We start from the raw sequence: 15,248 nt of genomic DNA, 5'->3' as shown, positions 1-15,248 counted from the left end.
GTGAGGCGGCAAGGCAGTTGCTCGGGAGGCAATCGGGCAGTGGGGCAGTCAGCCCGGGAGGCAACCGGGCGGCCGAGGAGCTGCGGCCGGGGCTGGGGGCAGTGCCGGGCTGAGGGACATGGCTGCGTGGACGACGGCCTGGATGACCGGCTCGGCGCGGTTGGTCCGTAGCCAGGCGAGTGCCGAGGTGGACGGCGGCAGGTCGGTGACGTCGACATAGCGGACGCCGGGCCGGGGGAAGAAGTCACGGGCGGCGGCGGGCAGGAAGCACATTCCCCTGCCCTGGGCCACGAGGTGCAAGAGCCCTTCCATGTCCGAGGCGACCGGCCCATAACGTACGGAGGTGCCGTCGGGTCTCGGGTCGACGGCCCAGAAGTCCCACCAGACCCGTGGCACCTGGGGCGGGACATCGATCACGAGGTGGCGGGCGAGCTGGGCGAGGGTGATCCGTTCCCGGTCGGCGAGGGGGTCGCCCGCCGGCAGGCAGGCCACCCGTGCTTCCGTGGCCAGGTGCAGCACCTCGATGCCGCCGGGAACCGGCGGACGGAGGAAGACGACGTCGACCTCCTGCCGGAAGAGGGCGTCGACGTGGTCGATGAAGTTGAGGCTGCGCACATCGATGTGTAAGCGCGGGTGCCGCTCGTGCAGCAGGCGCAGCACCGCGCGTGTGTGGGGCATGGCGGCTTCGGCGCCGATGCTGCCGACGACGAGCCGGCCCGAAAGCCGGCGGGCCTGGGTCCGTGCGCTGCGGCTCAGCCGGTCCACGGCGACCACCGCCGCGCGCGCGTCCGCGAGCAGTACGCGTCCCGGTGCGGTGAGGGTGACGGCCCGGCTCGTACGGTCGAACAGCTTCAGGCCGAGGCGCCGTTCCAGGTCTTTGATCTGCTGGCTCAGCGCCGACTGCGTGATGAACAGGCGAGCGGCGGCCCGGGAGAAGTGGAGTTCCTCCGCCAGGGCGACGAACAGCCGCAGTTGATGCAGGCTCGGCGTCCGCGGGTCCGGGTCTGCCAGTGGAGTGCCGCCGTCAACAGCCGCTTCGCCTGCGGTCATGATGAATCCCCCATCGATCGTCCCTCATGTCGCATGGTCGCAGGCGATGACATGAACACACCCGTGGTGGAAGGCTCCCGAGCGACGGCCGCGGTCGGCAACCGCAGGGTGCCGCAGGGCCGTTGAGACCGATCTCTTCATTCTCTGCACCGGGGGACGAACATGTCTGTGAGACAAGCGGTGGCGGTGATCGCTGCCCTCCTGGCCGTGATGTTCGGTGCAGGCGCCGCGCAGGCCGAGAGCCCACGAGCCGCCACCGCGCACAGTGACGTACGCACGGCCGCCGTAAGCCCCGCTGCCGTAAGCCCGGCCGCCGTACGTACGGCCGCGGCCGGCCCGTTCACCGCGCAGGGCTCGTGCACGTACCGCAACGTCAGTCACTACGACGCCTACACCAAGCGCACCTGGAGCGGTGACTGGGTGTGCGGCAACCGTGCCGGGGCCCCGCTGTACGGCTGCGCCAGCTTCATCTCCGCGTGCCCGGTGATCGGCTGGCTCGACACCTCGCCGAGCTGGTTCGTGTGCTGGGGCAGGGGCGCCTGGCACAACGGCGGCAACAACATCTGGTACTACACCAAGGGCGACCGGATGGCCTCCGGCGAGGCCGGTCATCACGGCTGGGGCTTCATCCCCGCGGTCGATGTGTGGACCTCGACCGACCCGTGGCCCGGCATGACGGAGTGCAACATCCCGTAAGCCGCCGTGAGCCCGTCTCCCTTAAGCCGCTAAGCCGCCAAGGCGCCTCTCTGCCGTCTCATCGCCTCAGGACGGACGACTTGCATGCGTAGCACTGCCCTCTCCCATGCCCCCGCGCGCCGACGGGCGGGGAGTCTTCTCGCCGCGACGGCGGCGATCTGCTCCCTCCTCTCCCTTCTCTTCACCGCGACGGCGTTCGCTCCCTCCGCCGCCGCGTCAGCGCAACCCGTGCGCGGTGCCTCGTCCGGCGAAACGGCCGGTGCCCAGGTGCCCGTCGGTGTGACGGCCGGGATCGCCGTGTTCGACCGGCAGACGGGCACCTTCACCGAGCAGCTGAATGCGGGCGCACGGTTCCGGTCCGCCTCGGTCGTCAAGCTCCTGCTGGCTTTGGACTTCCTGTGGACCCGGAGCCCCGACGCCGTCCCGGCCGGCGACCGTGCCCGGCTGGAGGCGATGCTGCGCAGCAGCGACGACGACGCGGCCAACCACTACTGGTCCACCTACGGCGGGCCCGCGATCGTGCAGCGGATGATCCCGCGGCTCGGCCTCACCGACACGGCGCCGCCCCGGCCGGCTTCGAGGGTGTCCACCTGCTGGTTCTCGAAGTCGGGTAAGTGAGCGTAACCATGTATGAGTGAGTGTCGTTGTCTGAGCGTGAATCTGACGGAATGGGCGAAGACGCAGGGCGTGCATCCGCAGACCGCGTATCGCTGGTTCCGTGAGGGGACGTTGCCGGTACCGGCTCAGCGGGTCGGGCCACGCACGATCCTGGTGAACATCGACGCAAACACCACGCCCGAGGTCATCGGCGGTCTGGGCCTGTATGCCCGCGTGTCCTCGCACGATCAGAAGACCGATCTGGAACGCCAGGTCACACGGCTGTCGGCGTGGGCGGCGAAGGCCGGTCACCGAGTCGTTCGTGTTGAGGCGGAGATCGCTTCTGGGATGAACGGCTGCCGTTCCAAGGCCCGGCGTCTGCTGGCCGACCCGAACGTGACCACCGTGGTGGTGGAGCACAAGGACCGGCTCGGCCGGATGAACGTCGAGCTTGTCGAGGCCGCCTTGTCCGCGACGGGCCGTCGCCTGCTGGTGCTGGACGACGGCGAGGTCGAAGACGACCTGGTGCGGGACATGGTGGAGGTGCTGACCTCGTTCTGCGCCCGCCTGTACGGGCGCGGGTCGGCGAAGAACCGCGCCCGCAAGGCACTGGAAGCCGCCGAACGTGGCTGACCTCCGCCCGGTCGCCGCGCCGTTCGTCGCTCTCGGCCCGTCCGGTGTGGCGGTACGTACCCGGCTGGGGGACCTCACGCCCGAGGACGAGAAGGTTCTGCGCTTGGTGGGTGCGCACCTGGGCTCGCTCGCCTCGAAGGACCTCAAAGCGCGTTGCGCTGACGGCCTGGAGCACTCCACCGAGTCATGGGCGGCCCGTAAGCGGGACCTGACGGCCGAGTCGTCGTCCAGGTGGGCCGGGTCGATCACGAAGGCCACGCATGACCAGTGGGCGCTCGCCCGGCGCGGCCAGGCCGCGCACGTGAAGTCCCTCGAAGCCGGTATCACGACGATCCGGCACCGGCTGTCGCTGCCGGTCGGGCAGAAGGGCACCAAGCAGGCTCCAGGCGGCTACCGATCCGCGCACGAGTGGTTCCACAAAGCACGCCGCCTGCATGTGCTGGAGGACCGGCTCGATCAGATTCGGGTCGACCGGGAAGCGGGCCGGGTGCATGCCGTGCGTGGCGGTAAACGTCTGCTGAAGGCTGTCCCGTAACCATCCGCCCTGGATCGGTTGCCACCGAACTTGGACCGGTTCCTGCGTGGCCGTGGCCGCGAGGCTTCATGCGTTCGTGCGGTAGGTCATGAACCAGTGAGTGTCGAAGTAGTGGGCCATGGTGAAGGGGTGGTCCTTCTCAACGAGGATGCGGCAGACGAACTCTGCGGTTGAACAGTCGAAGGGGACGTTCTCGCCGTCGAATGTCTGTATGGTGACGGGCCAGTGGTCAGGGTCTCCGTCGTCGATCTGCCAGCAGTACCGATTCTTGTGTTCGGTGCCTGCCCAGACGAGCAGGCCGTCCTTCTTCCAGTCGGTCCACGGTTCCTGGTTCAGATGGAGGTACGCGTCGAAGGCGCCCTCCCCGAACGTCTCCACCATGCGTTTGTAGTCGCGGGGAAGACGCGTGCCCGTGCGCGCCTCAATCTGCGCCCAGTCGACGTCCGGTCGCTGGGGCGGCAGGATCCAGCCGGTGATGCCGATGAGCCGCTCGACCCAGTCTTCGTCCTGGCGGGCGATCCCCGCGGGCAGTGCTTGGATCTGCCGCGGGGTGACCGCCAGCACCGGCACGATGTCGCCCTGCGCATCCAGTGCAGTACCCGCGCCGAGCCACTGTCCCCCATGGGCCCAGGCCACTACCGTCTCGGCACGGTCTTCGAGGAGGTCGAGGAGATTTGTGCCATGAACCTCGCTTACGCCCGGGGCCATGACGCCGTCCAGGACCAGGGCCCGTGGTTCCCCGTGAAGGGAAGCCAGCTTCTCGACCAGCGCGTGCGGGTCGGTGTCCTGCGAGAGGTACAGAACCCCGCTCGGCCGGGGGATCCGGTCCAGCAGGTTGTTGAGCATCGAATGAGTGAACTCCATGGAGGACAGGAAAGCGCACTCCACTGACAAGAGCCCAGGATCCGACTCCGATGACAATCGGTCCAAGTTCACTGTCCGAGGACAGCTACCGTGCGACGCCATTCGAGCAAGACGGTCCGCCCGCGAACCGCTCCCCTGCAGGGTGGGGCTATCCGGTGAGGGCGAGGTTGTGCAGGCGGGCGATGCCGTGCATCGCGTGCTGCACTCCATCGCCCCTCAGGCGGCAGTCGCGCAGGATCTTCCAGGTCTTCATCCGGGCGAAGGCGTGTTCGACGCGGGCGCGAACCGACTTGTGAGACTTGTTGTGTGCCTGTTTCCAGTCGGGCAGATCCTCTCCCTTGCGGCGACGATGCGGCATGACGAGTCCGGTACCCGGGTAGCCGCCATCGGCGATGGTCATCGTGTTGCCGACGGCGTCCTTCGCACCGGACTCCGCCCACGCCCGGCAGTCGTTGCGATTGCCCGGCAACGGCCGGCCGACTACCACGACCAGGCGAGTGTCGGCGTCGATGACCACCTGATGGTTGGTGGAATAGCGATAGTTCTTCGACTGCTCGGCCACCTCATGGTCCCGGGTGGGCACCAGGGTGCCGTCCACGATCAGCACCGCGTCCTTGGCGAACCGTCGGCGGGGACGCAGCGCAAACCTCGGGCCGAGGTCGTTGATCACCCGGTCCACGGCCGACTTCGACACCCCGAACAGCAGGGCCAGTTGCCGCATCGTCAAGTTCGTCCGCCAGTAAGCGGCGACCAGCAGCACCCGGTCCTCCAACGACAGCTTCCACGGCCGGCCTCGGCCCGGGGAGTCGGCACCCTCGCGACGCAGCGCGGTCACCAACCTGCCGAAGACGCGGGGACTCAGACCGGTGAACGGAGCTATCCAGGACGGCTCGGACGCCGTGATCACGCCTGACATAGTCGAGATCATCGCAGGGCAAGATCGCTTACGGGACAGCCCTTGGGCACCCGTCACAACCTCGACAAGGCGCAGCTCACCGAGGCCGAGTGGCGTGAGCGGTGGGAAGCCGAGCGCTGGTTCCTCCGGGCGGACGGCGAGTCGGGGAAAAGGTTCGGCAACGAGACGATCCGCATCACGCCCGAGGGCGAAGTGTCGATCAAGCTCCCGGCCCCTCTCGCCGACCTGGCGAACGCCAAGCACGGCCGGTACGTACTCGCTGCGAAGGTGCGGTTCCCTCACCGGGGGCAGGAGTGGGCCGACCGTGTGGAGGCCAACCGGGCCGTGGCCTACCGCCTCCACCACGACACGGGGCGCGGGCGCTGGTACGTTGACGCCTCCTGGCAGATCCCTCTCACCAAGACCGTCCCACTCGAAGCCGCCCTCTCCGAAGGCGTGATCGGCGTGGACACCAACGCCGGCCACCTCGCCGCATGGCGCCTCGACACGCACGGCAACCCGAACGGCCGGCCGCGCCGGTTCTTCTACGACCTGTCCGGCAACGCCCAGCACCGCGACGCCCAGGTACGGCACGCCCTCACACGGCTGCTGAACTGGGCCAAGAGCTGTGGCGTCAAAGCCATCGCGGTCGAAGACCTTGACTTCCAGGCCGAGAAAACCAGAGAGAAGCACGGGCGCAAGCGCCGATTCCGGCAGCTCATCTCCGGCATGCCGACCGGCAAGCTCCGCGCCCGGCTGACCTCCATGGCCGACGCCACGGGCATCACGATCATCGCCGTGGACCCGGCCTACACCAGCAGGTGGGGCGCCCAGCACTGGCAAAAGCCGATGGCCGGCCCCACCCGTAAGACCACCCGGCACGATGCGGCGAGCATCGCGATCGGACGACGCGCCCAGGGGCACCCGATCCGGCGACGGACGACACCGCCCCGTGCACACCAGAGCGATGTGCACGGGCATCGGACCGTCCAGGCCGACCGGCGTGCCCCTGGGCGTGAGGGACCCCGCCCCCGCATCCCCGGACCACGGGCACGATCCGTGCCGCCGGACGCGGCGAGTACGCGGGCGACCAGGACATCCAAAACCGTTCGGGATGTCCGCCGTGACCAGGTATGGGTCCAAGACTCACTCCTGCTCACTGATTAGGAACGGTACTGGGGCTACACCGCCATGTCGGCCCGCGACACCGTCAGAACGTACCGTCACATCCTGGATGTGGCTCCCCCGGCCGTACGGGACTTCCTCATGGGGCCCTGCGGGGTTCGACGCGGTGCGCGTCGGACACGTTCGACCAGCACTTCGGTATCGCGGCCGCGTTCGACCGCCCCTGGGCCGTGAAGCAGGGCTGGTCGGGCCGGTACGCGAAGGGCACCTGCGGCCCCGGGAGCGGTGCCGGCAGCGCTGCCGACAACCATGCCGTGAGTGTGGACCTGAGCCGTCCGGCGCTGCACACGACCGGCACCGTCGGGGCCGGCGACCGGTCCATCGTGGCCGTCTTCACCCTGCACGCGGACGGTACGTCGTACGGCAAGGCGTACACCGACCTCGGCCGCCTGACGCGTTCGCTGTGATCGGTGCCTTCCTGTGCGTGCTGGTGTCCGCCTTCGCCACGGGCCCGGCCCAGGCGGCCTCGGACACCCCTCGCGAGAGCGGCAGCTACATGATGATCATGCCGCCGGCGCCTGAGGGCGCGAACGCGCCGTCGTCGCCGTCGTCGCGGGCTGTGGCGGCGGCCTCCCCGACGGTCTCTCCGTGGGCGGACTATGTGCACACGACGTCGGGCAACCCCGTCGAGTGCAAGGAGGGGAACCTGTGCGCCGGGGTGTGGGACCCGGCGGTGGGCACGTACAAGGTGTTCTTCCTCTACCGGTGCAACCTGTACTCCCTGTCGTACTGGAACGGCTGGGGCCAGGCGGTGAACAACCAGATCGGCGCCGCCGCGTTCTTCTACGGCCAAAACGGCCAGGTGCGGGACGTCGTCCTGCCGGAGAACAGGCCCTTCACCTACGACTGGACGCCGGTGTGGTCCATCCGTAACTGCTGATCCGTAACTGCTGATCCGTGACTACTCAGCGGTGGGCGTCACCGACGGCGATGGCCGGGTCCATGGACTGTCCGGATTCCCCGGACTCCACGGACCCGGCGAGCTGCCGATCTGGCGGCTGATGTCATCCCTGCGGGACGCGCGCCGGAATGCGGGGTCCGGCATCCAGGTGTGCTGCGATGCGTGTGATCGTCCGGGCGTTGTCCTCGAAGAGGTGCGCCTGCATGCCGGCTGCCTGGGCGGCCTCGACGTTGACTGCGACGTCGTCGATGAAGAGGCAGTGCTCCGGGCGTACGTCCAAAGCGGCGCAGGCGGCCTCGAAGGCGCGCGGGTCGGGTTTGCCGATGCCGATCTCGTGCGAGTAGACGATCTGTTCCACCAGTTCGTCGAAGTGGTACAGCGCCGTCTCCCGTTCCCGGGCGCCGACGAAGCTGTTGCTCAGGATGCCGAGCCGGCAGTGTCCGCGCAGCCCTCGCACGTAGGCGATGAGTTCCTCGTTCGGCGTCCCGAGGTATTCCGTCCAGAGGTCGGTCATGAAGGCGTCGACCTGGGGCGCGTCGAGGCCCAGGCGTGCCGCCACCTGCTCGTGCACCTCGCGTTCGCTGATGCGGCCGATGCTTCCCGCGCGCCACACCTCGTGCATCCGCTCATTGACCGTGCCCGGCGGCAGCTCCAGCCGCTCTTCCCACCGCTGCACCCAGCCCGTGTCGGGCGTGAACTCCAGTACGCCGCCGATGTCGAGAAGGACGCAGGTCGCGGTCGTACGAACTCCCATGTGATCCATGGGCACACTGTCGCAAAGCACGGTCAGGGGTGGTGCGGCGAGGTGGCCTTGGGCTTCGTCCAGGAGCCGAGCAGGTAGCGGATCTTGCTGGGGTCCTGGCCGGTCGCGTCGGCGGTGGCGGTGATCGAGCAGCCGGCGATGTGGTGCAGGACGACCGCCTGGTACTGCAGGCCGACGTCGGCGTGCAGGGGCAGCGGGCGGGTGCGGGCGTTGAGCCAGCGGGTGAAGTGGTCCCAGGCCTCGGCGGTGGGGTTGAGCCGGCTGACGATGTCGGACCAGTGGGTGACCAGGTCGCCGAAGGCTTCCCGTACGGCGGTCGTGGCCGCCGGGGCGTCCAGATGGGCCTGGGCGTAGGCGAGGTAGCGCGCGTGGTGCAGCCCGTAGAACGCTTCGAAGGCCGGCGGGAGGCGGAGCGCCGGCGCGTGCCCGGTGGCGGATGGGGCCAAGGGCGTGGGCGGGGTGGGAAGCGTGTGGGTGAGGCTCATGGGTGTTCCTCCCCTGGTCGGGCGGCGCGGGCGGTCATCGGGCGGGGGGCGGTCATTGGGGGGGCATCGGGCGGGGGCGGGCGGCGGGTTCGGGCTATCCGAAGGCTGCTGCGGGCAGGGGGGACGGGGTCGTGATGGTGGGTGCGGGTTGGGGGTGGGCGGGGGGTGCGGCGGCTTCCTGCCACAGCGGGCGTATGTCGGTGGGGCGGCCGCTGAGGGCGGCGACGAGACGTCCGGTGGTGTTCCAGTCGGGTACGTAGGGGCCGCTGAGGACGCGGGTGATGGTGGCGAGGCTGAGGACGTTGTCGCTGTTCGCGCGGATCGTCCACAGGTCGGGCCGGTCGGCTGCCAGGTGGAGGCTGCGGATGGCGGTATGAAAGCGCCGGGCGGGGTTGTGGTCGGGGTGCGGCGGCATCGTGCCGGGTGTGCGCTGCTGGTGGGCCGCCTCCCACAGGGGGCGCAGGTCGGCCGCGTCGACGTCGTACGCCTCGGCGAGCCGCTCGGTCACCGGCCAGGACGGCAGCCGGGTGCCGGCGAGGATCTTCGAGACGTACGACGGTGTGATCAGGGCGTAGGCGGCGATCTCCCGGACGGTCTTGTGGCCGGCGCGCTGGAGGTGGGACAGCGCGCGGGCGAGCTGGTGGGGGCCTGTGCCGGTGGGCGGCAGGCCTGCTCGGTGGGCGGTACGGGGGCGCGGGGCGCCGCCGGCCTGAGCGGGGTGGGAGGGGGGTGTGGGGCGGGCGGTTCTCGGGCCGGGGATGAGCGCGTTCTGGAAGGCGGGGGTCGCTTCGGTCTCCGCACGGGAGGCGCGTAGTTCGAGGCGGCGTTCGAGCGCGTCGTTGGTCCACTTCTTGCGCAGGCGCTCGGGGCTGATGCTCAGGGCGACGCTCAGGTCCTCCCAGGACTCGCCGCGCGCCCGGCCGCGCCGGACGACGGCGGCCTCGAAGTCGTCCAGGTGCCGCTGGAGAGCGGCGCGGCGGTCGAGCAGTTCGGCGGAGGACAGCTCCGCGTACACGTCGGAGACCAGGTCGGCGGCCTCGCGGCTGATGTCTTCGCCGATCTCGATGACGGGGAGCGTGTAGGCCGAGGAGTCGGGAGGTTCGGCGGCTTTACGGCGGCTGGCGGCTCCGCAGGCGGGGGTGCAGTACTTGTTGGGGCGGCCACGGCCGCCGGGGCGGGTGAACTCCTTGCGGCAGTTGGGGCAGATGACGGTGCGTTCGACGTGCGGTGCCATGGCGGTGGTGCCCCTTTCGGGGGAAGCGCGAGGCCCGGTTTTGTGTGTGAGACCTGGTCGTCCACGGCCGCTTTTGCAGCAAATTCCCGGACCCGTTGTGAGTGAGCGGTGAGGCAGGCGCTGCCGGGCCCCCGTGCGGGGGTCCGGCAGCATGGATGGCGGCGAGGCCCGTCAGTGGCCGCGAACGCGCAGGTAGGAGGTAGTACTACCGGGTCCGGCCGCGGTGAGGAAGGCGACCAGGGCCATGGCAGCCCAGTCACCCGATGCACCGCTGACGAGAACGATCGGCATCACGACGAGCGCGATGAAGAAGTATGCGTACAGCGGGACTGCCATGTCCTCGCCCTGTCGGGTTTCCCAAGGTGAGAAGGACGGCATGATACTTTCAACGCCCGACGCCAAAGGCCCTACCAGGCCAAGGCGATGATGACGGCCCAGATACATGAGCAGTCCCTTCCAGTGGATGCGGCTCAGGTGCGGCAGGTCGGAATCTTGGTGATCGACAGGCCCTGGCATGGTTTCGACGGCCCGCCAGGGTCACTGTCTTTTCCGGCGTCAACTGCCGGTTCCCGGACACTACTTGGGTATCGCACGGTCGCGCCAACGCCACGGAGCGTTATGGCCAGAGACGACCATGCGCGCTACGCAAAATCCCCTCGCCTCGCAAGACCACCCAGTGCGCCCTGTTTCCACCACAGGAAGTCACTTTCGAAAGAGAGCGGTCAGCTACCGGCACGCATTGATCGGAACAAGCCGCGCAAGGCCTCCACCGAGCCTTGCGGGGCCTCGTCGGTGCCCCTTCTTCACCGACACTGACCAGGGAAAACCCCGGGCAAATCGCCACCATGGGGGGCAGGGACCGTACGTTCGTCCAGGACCGGTCAGTCTCCCTTCGGCGCGACGGGGTGGCGGGAGGCCGGGGGACGGGCCGTCCCCGGCCGCTGTCATGGTCACGGCCAGCGGGAGTATTCGTAGCGGCGCAGGCGGGAGCGGGCCTCGGGTTCGGTGATGCCGAGGCCTTCGGCGATCCGCTGCCAGGGGATCTCCTGGCCGTTGACCGCCATGAACGCTGCCGTCGGCCCGGTCGTGGCGATGATCGTCTCCAGCCCGCTCATGGCCTTGAGCGCGGCGAGCGGAGCATCCTCGGCCAGGCGGTCCAGCCGCTGGTCCAACTGCTCCAACAGGTCGGTGATCTCGTCCGGCAGGGGTACGGTCCGCGCCTCGACGTCCTCGATGTGGACCTTCCAGTCCTGGGCGAGTGGGGAAGTGTCGTACGTGAACGGTTCGCGGCGCCGGACCTGGCTCCAGTCGATCGGGTACGAGGCCTGTGCGCGCCAGCCGCAGTCGCAGGCGGCCCTCATCCGCTCGGCCCGAGGGGCGCCGAGGGTGCCGTCGTAGATCCACCAGTCGGTCGACTTGTGGAAGTTGCCGCCGCTGCCCATGTCGAAGTAGACCGCGCGCGGTTCACTGCCGTCGGCCAGGAGAACCCCCACCGTTCCCTCGTGCGCGGGGAACCCGTCCCTCTGCCAGTCCATGGCCCCTCCTCGTCCGTACGGCTGGGCGCTCGCAGCGCCCGCTGTTGCGGCAACGATGGGGCAGCCGGGGGCGCTTGTCCGGCGAACCGGGAAGAACCACCCTCCCGGGCGATCGCCAGAGTCATATGCCGGGGGTCTTTGGCTCAGCGTTGGACGAGGCAGAAGGGGTGCCCGGCCGGATCGGTGAGGACCCGCCACCTGTCCTCGTTCGGCTGATGCTCCGGCCTGCCGGCCCCCAGCTCCACCAGCCGGGCCTCGGCCCCGTCCAGGTCCGCGACGTCGAAGCACATGTGCAGCTGCTGCGGCACGGCCTGATCGGGCCAGCTGGGAGCCCGGTAGCCCTCGACCCGCTGGAAACCGATGAGGAGCCCGTCCTCCCGGTTGAGCCCGGCGAAGTCGGCGTTCGACTTCGGGTGGGGCTCGAGACCGGTGGCCTCCTGATAGAACGCCAACAGGGCAAGCGGATCAGGGCAGTCGAGCGTTATCGCACTCAACTTCATCCCCAGGGCGTCGGCCATGGCACCTCCAGGTCAGGTCGATCGGTGAACTCCCCCGAACGCCCACCCTAGATGCGGCCGCCGACGCCGATCACTCCTTCAGGGCCGTCCCCTGGCAGGGCAGGCGGGGACGTAGTCGCCCGCGAGGATCTCGTTGCCGTCCATGTCGCTGATGTGGAAGCAGTTGCCGCTGGCCCACCCCGTGACCGAATCGGCCCGATGATTGACCTGGAACGGCTCGTCGCCGCGCAATGTCCCTGGCCCTGAGCCTGTGGGCGGTCAGCTCCAGCGGCGTGCCCTCGTCGTTGCCGACGACCAGCCGCGCCGTTCTCCCCGTCACCTGCGCAATGAGATCACACGACGAGCGCGGCCGACCTGCGAGCGCGTCCCCTGCGGATCAGGGGGGCAGGTCAAGCACGCGCACCGGCTGTCGTTCCCACCGATCGCGGGCGGTGGTCGCAATGATCGCCCGCCGGGACAGCCCGGGTTGGACTGTGCCGCGTACTGGCTGTGCACCGCGGCCCAGGTCGAAGGGTTCCGGGACACTAGTCCGCCGACATCCAGAAACCGAGCGCTGCTACCCGAGCCTCACGTCTACGCTGAATTCCCTGAGAACACCCACAGCGGACGCCGCTAGCGAGGCGCCCATCCTTTCCTGCGCACCGGAAAAGTGTTCCCATACCAACTCGAACGGATCGCCAGAGTATCGCCGCCGGCCTGCGCGGTGGCAAGGACATCCCCGACCAGGTCGCTACCCATCCCCGCGTCTTCGCCACTCTCACCGTGCCCTCGTACGACCCGGTCCACGGGCGACGCGTCAACGGCTCGGCCCGCTGCCGCTGCGGACGCACCTGACGGGGCTTCATTTTTACGTTCGCAACTTATCTGCTCGCACGCTGAGAGCTACGGCCTCACGACCCAGAGAATCTCGCGAAGAGATCACGATCGCGCCAGGAATCAGAGAAGGCGTCCAGCATGGCCTCGTAAAGTCGAAGATTGCTGACGTCTCCTCGGGGGTGTCTGATCCTTTCTTCAATCGCCTCTCGGACAGTCTCCCAACGCAGCACATACATCAGGAAAGAAACCATTTCAACGACACCCCCCTGAGGGGAATCGATCAGGGCAATCATGCGATTCTCGAATTGCCCTCTCGATCCAGGGTTCTCCTGCAAAATTGCAAGAGCACGCTCCAATCCCGGCTCGAGTTCTTCGGTGCCGCAGGTCTCCTCTGCAATAGCTAGGACCCTCTGGACGACCTGCATGAACTCTGCGACCGGGTCAGCAGCTAGGCCGCCACGCCTCGATGTACTTCCCATCAGCACCAAGTCCATTCCTATTGAAGGCATCCACTGCCGCCCTCTGAGCGTGGGCACCGTAAGGCTGATAATGACCAGACTTATTGTCGAGGTACACGACTTGACCGCCCTTGGTCTTGAATTCTCCGGCAGCCAGCACGTCCCTCCCCTGGGCGAGGCTCACATGCCCAGCCGTTCGCTTCCCAATGACGAGCTCACCATCGCCGGTCACCACGTATGCATAGTTTCCCGAGCGAGAGAGAACGGTGCCGGGAGCAATCGGCTTGACCCAATCCGGCGTATCGGCCGGAATCAAGTTCGAGAATGAGGTGGGGTCAGGGCCCGATCCGCTGTTGTGAACCAGGACCGGAGTCTTGCCCGCCAGCACATAGTACGTGTGCAGGCCCTCGACGGTGAGGTTGTAGGTGCGGGCGTGCGTGGTATAGGGGCGGTTGTCCTTAACCGTGACGGACTTCCCGTCGTCGACGAGGAGGGTGGTGCCCTTGATCAGGCGGCCGGCCGCGATCCATTCCTTCTTTGTGGGTGACCAGAAGGGGTGCTCGTGCGTAGCGGTGAGCTTTTGCGGGCCAGTTTTGGTCTGGATCGTAAGTTCGTTGAAGTGCTTGTCGTCTTCGGTGACGATCAGCTGCGTTACCTTGCGGGGTTCGGACTTTCCGGTTTCGGGGTCAGTGGCCAGAACCTCGTCGCCCACACGGATTTTGTCAATATCCTTCGTGGACCCGACCGCCATGAGCACATCCGTGCCTGCCAGGAAGCACTTGCAGCCGGGCCGATTCGGCTTGTTCGTCTTTGCTGGCCGGTGCGAAAGCATTGCGAGCAGGAGGCCAGGCGCTTGGTAGGCGTCACTCGATGTGTCAAAACCAAGCTCTGCGAGCCATTCATCGTACTGAGAGCCGTAGTCGCATCCCGGTGCGCCGGCGCCGCCTCCTTTATGGCAGTCGCTGTCGACTAGCCAGCCGCCGAGTTCGGCAGCGTAGGGGACGTTTGCAGCGAGGCCGACGAATACCTCAGCCTGTACACGTGCATGGTTCCGGAAGAAGTCTGTGACCAGGTTGCCGCGATCGCTCCCGCCGTTGCCCTTGGTGCCGTTGGTTCCCTGGGTCGTAGGTTGCGGCCCGGCACAAAGGCCGACGCAGATGCCGACGCCTCCACCCCTGGGCTTGCCGCTTCCCTCGCCCGTCTTCTTGCCCGGACGCTCTGTACGGCCGGTGCCGTCGTCTAGGCCGAGGCCCGTGGGGTCGCTGAAGGTGACGGGGTTGTTGGCGGCGTAGCTGTAGCCGTTGAGGGTCTGGGGCTTGTCGATCTCGAGCAGCGGGTCGGCGCTGATGAACTGGCCCAGGGTGGGGTCGTATTCGCGGGCGCCGATGTGGGTGAAGCTGGTGGCGGTGTCGATGTCGCCGCCGACGAAGCCCTTGTGGCCGGGCCAGAAGGCCGGGGCCGCGCCGCGCTCGCCTCCGTAGGGGAGGGTTTTGCGGCGGTTGAAGGTGAGGGTGGTGGCGCTGACGGAGAGAGTGTTGGTGTTGTGGTGGTCGGCGACGAGGAAGCGGAGCTTGCCGTCGTTGCTGGTGCGGATCGCTGAGCCGCCGGGGACGGTGTAGTAACGCGTGCCGTCGACCTTGTTGGTGGCGAGGGTGAGGAGGAGTTCCTGGCCGCCGGGGAGGTAGAGGGTGGTGGTGGTTGGTTCCCGCTTGAGGATGCGGGTGCCTTCGGCGTCGTAGAGGAACTTCGTGGTCTGGCCCGCGATGGTGGAGGTGGCGTTTGCCTTCCTCGTTCCAGGTCAGGGTCTGGGGCGCGCCCGAGGCGGTGTCCTTGACCGTGAGGTTGCCGGTGACGTCGTAGGCGTAGGTGTCTGTTCCGGTGGCGCCGCCGGTTGCGGTGACGCTGCGGACGCCGTGCGCCTGGGCCGCTCCCTCGGTGGTGGGGTAGGCGTAGGTGCGGGTGGTGTCGGCGGTGACGGGGCCGGCCTTGTGCTGGGTTTCCGTCTTGCGCTGACCGGTGTCGGTGAAGGTCCAGCTGGTCCAGTACGGGTCGACGGTGCCGAGGTTCGGGGTGCCGGAGCCGT

General features: G+C 68.2%; 16 protein-coding genes and 4 pseudogenes. 8 read left to right on the top strand and 12 right to left on the bottom strand.

Annotated features, from left to right (window positions below; genetic code table 11):
• Positions 1–48: 48 nt before the first annotated feature.
• Complete coding sequence (locus tag ACZ7LT_RS34140; protein WP_471239982.1) at positions 49–1,050, bottom strand: LysR family transcriptional regulator; 1,002 nt, start codon at positions 1,048–1,050, stop codon at positions 49–51.
• A 162-nt stretch (positions 1,051–1,212) separates the two neighbouring features.
• Here ACZ7LT_RS34140 and ACZ7LT_RS34135 point away from each other — a divergent pair, with 162 nt between their 5' ends.
• From ACZ7LT_RS34135 to ACZ7LT_RS34120, 4 genes and pseudogenes are all read left to right on the top strand, one after another.
• Positions 1,213–1,746, top strand: coding sequence for a hypothetical protein (locus ACZ7LT_RS34135; protein ID WP_471239981.1), 534 nt, complete (start codon positions 1,213–1,215; stop codon positions 1,744–1,746).
• Positions 1,747–1,830: 84 nt separating this feature from the next.
• The gene (locus ACZ7LT_RS34130) at positions 1,831–2,364 is read left to right on the top strand and encodes a hypothetical protein (protein ID WP_471239980.1); all 534 of its coding nucleotides are present in this window, start codon (positions 1,831–1,833) and stop codon (positions 2,362–2,364) included.
• 36 nt (positions 2,365–2,400) lie between these two features.
• The gene (locus ACZ7LT_RS34125; RefSeq protein WP_471239979.1) at positions 2,401–2,976 is read left to right on the top strand and encodes an IS607 family transposase; all 576 of its coding nucleotides are present in this window, start codon (positions 2,401–2,403) and stop codon (positions 2,974–2,976) included.
• A pseudogene (locus ACZ7LT_RS34120) lies at positions 2,969–3,499 on the top strand (IS200/IS605 family accessory protein TnpB-related protein); the annotation flags it as partial. The gene ACZ7LT_RS34125 and the pseudogene ACZ7LT_RS34120, both read left to right, overlap by 8 nt.
• Positions 3,500–3,577: 78 nt before the next feature.
• On the opposite strand, the gene ACZ7LT_RS34115 reads toward ACZ7LT_RS34120, so the two are convergent.
• Positions 3,578–4,357, bottom strand: coding sequence for a hypothetical protein (locus ACZ7LT_RS34115; RefSeq protein WP_471239978.1), 780 nt, complete (start codon positions 4,355–4,357; stop codon positions 3,578–3,580).
• Between the two features lie 166 nt (positions 4,358–4,523).
• Positions 4,524–5,291: a transposase gene (locus ACZ7LT_RS34110; RefSeq protein WP_471239977.1), complete on the bottom strand. Its 768-nt coding sequence runs from the start codon at positions 5,289–5,291 to the stop codon at positions 4,524–4,526.
• A gap of 42 nt (positions 5,292–5,333) precedes the next feature.
• On the opposite strand from ACZ7LT_RS34110, the pseudogene ACZ7LT_RS34105 reads away from it, so the two are divergent.
• From ACZ7LT_RS34105 to ACZ7LT_RS34095, 3 genes and pseudogenes are all read left to right on the top strand, one after another.
• Positions 5,334–6,437, top strand: a pseudogene (locus tag ACZ7LT_RS34105) (nuclease/transposase family protein); the annotation flags it as partial.
• Positions 6,438–6,859, top strand: a pseudogene (locus tag ACZ7LT_RS34100) (hypothetical protein); the annotation flags it as partial.
• Positions 6,859–7,335: a hypothetical protein gene (locus tag ACZ7LT_RS34095; RefSeq protein ID WP_471239976.1), complete on the top strand. Its 477-nt coding sequence runs from the start codon at positions 6,859–6,861 to the stop codon at positions 7,333–7,335. The pseudogene ACZ7LT_RS34100 and the gene ACZ7LT_RS34095, both read left to right, overlap by 1 nt.
• 124 nt (positions 7,336–7,459) lie before the next feature.
• Here ACZ7LT_RS34095 and ACZ7LT_RS34090 read toward each other — a convergent pair whose 3' ends face one another.
• From ACZ7LT_RS34090 to ACZ7LT_RS34065, 6 genes are all read right to left on the bottom strand, one after another.
• The gene (locus ACZ7LT_RS34090) at positions 7,460–8,119 is read right to left on the bottom strand and encodes an HAD family hydrolase (protein WP_471239975.1); all 660 of its coding nucleotides are present in this window, start codon (positions 8,117–8,119) and stop codon (positions 7,460–7,462) included.
• Between the two features lie 23 nt (positions 8,120–8,142).
• Positions 8,143–8,604, bottom strand: coding sequence for a hypothetical protein (locus ACZ7LT_RS34085; protein WP_471239974.1), 462 nt, complete (start codon positions 8,602–8,604; stop codon positions 8,143–8,145).
• 94 nt (positions 8,605–8,698) lie between these two features.
• The gene (locus tag ACZ7LT_RS34080) at positions 8,699–9,838 is read right to left on the bottom strand and encodes a helix-turn-helix domain-containing protein (protein ID WP_471239973.1); all 1,140 of its coding nucleotides are present in this window, start codon (positions 9,836–9,838) and stop codon (positions 8,699–8,701) included.
• Between the two features lie 171 nt (positions 9,839–10,009).
• Positions 10,010–10,354, bottom strand: a complete 345-nt coding sequence (locus tag ACZ7LT_RS34075) for a hypothetical protein (RefSeq protein WP_471239972.1) — start codon at positions 10,352–10,354, stop codon at positions 10,010–10,012.
• 434 nt (positions 10,355–10,788) lie between these two features.
• Positions 10,789–11,373 (bottom strand): hypothetical protein, encoded by a 585-nt coding sequence (locus tag ACZ7LT_RS34070; RefSeq protein ID WP_471239971.1) that lies wholly within the window; start codon positions 11,371–11,373, stop codon positions 10,789–10,791.
• 143 nt (positions 11,374–11,516) lie between these two features.
• The gene (locus tag ACZ7LT_RS34065) at positions 11,517–11,891 is read right to left on the bottom strand and encodes a VOC family protein (RefSeq protein WP_471239970.1); all 375 of its coding nucleotides are present in this window, start codon (positions 11,889–11,891) and stop codon (positions 11,517–11,519) included.
• Between the two features lie 657 nt (positions 11,892–12,548).
• Between ACZ7LT_RS34065 and ACZ7LT_RS34060 the strand changes: the two genes are divergently transcribed.
• Positions 12,549–12,725 carry a replication initiator gene (locus ACZ7LT_RS34060; protein WP_471240007.1) on the top strand — a complete coding sequence of 59 codons (177 nt, stop codon included), beginning with the start codon at positions 12,549–12,551 and terminating at the stop codon, positions 12,723–12,725.
• A 56-nt stretch (positions 12,726–12,781) separates the two neighbouring features.
• Here ACZ7LT_RS34060 and ACZ7LT_RS34055 read toward each other — a convergent pair whose 3' ends face one another.
• The 3 genes and pseudogenes from ACZ7LT_RS34055 to ACZ7LT_RS34045 all read right to left on the bottom strand — a co-directional run.
• The gene (locus ACZ7LT_RS34055) at positions 12,782–13,132 is read right to left on the bottom strand and encodes a hypothetical protein (protein WP_471239969.1); all 351 of its coding nucleotides are present in this window, start codon (positions 13,130–13,132) and stop codon (positions 12,782–12,784) included.
• A 16-nt stretch (positions 13,133–13,148) separates the two neighbouring features.
• Positions 13,149–13,916 (bottom strand): polymorphic toxin-type HINT domain-containing protein, encoded by a 768-nt coding sequence (locus tag ACZ7LT_RS34050; RefSeq protein ID WP_471239968.1) that lies wholly within the window; start codon positions 13,914–13,916, stop codon positions 13,149–13,151.
• 507 nt (positions 13,917–14,423) lie between these two features.
• Positions 14,424–14,759 (bottom strand): annotated as a pseudogene (locus ACZ7LT_RS34045) (RHS repeat-associated core domain-containing protein); the annotation flags it as partial.
• Positions 14,760–15,248: the final 489 nt, after the last annotated feature.

The organism is Streptomyces sp. NPDC039465, assembly GCF_055639315.1.
The sequence above is the reverse complement of the archived record's forward strand: the minus strand, read 5'-3'. Positions and strand labels throughout refer to the sequence as shown.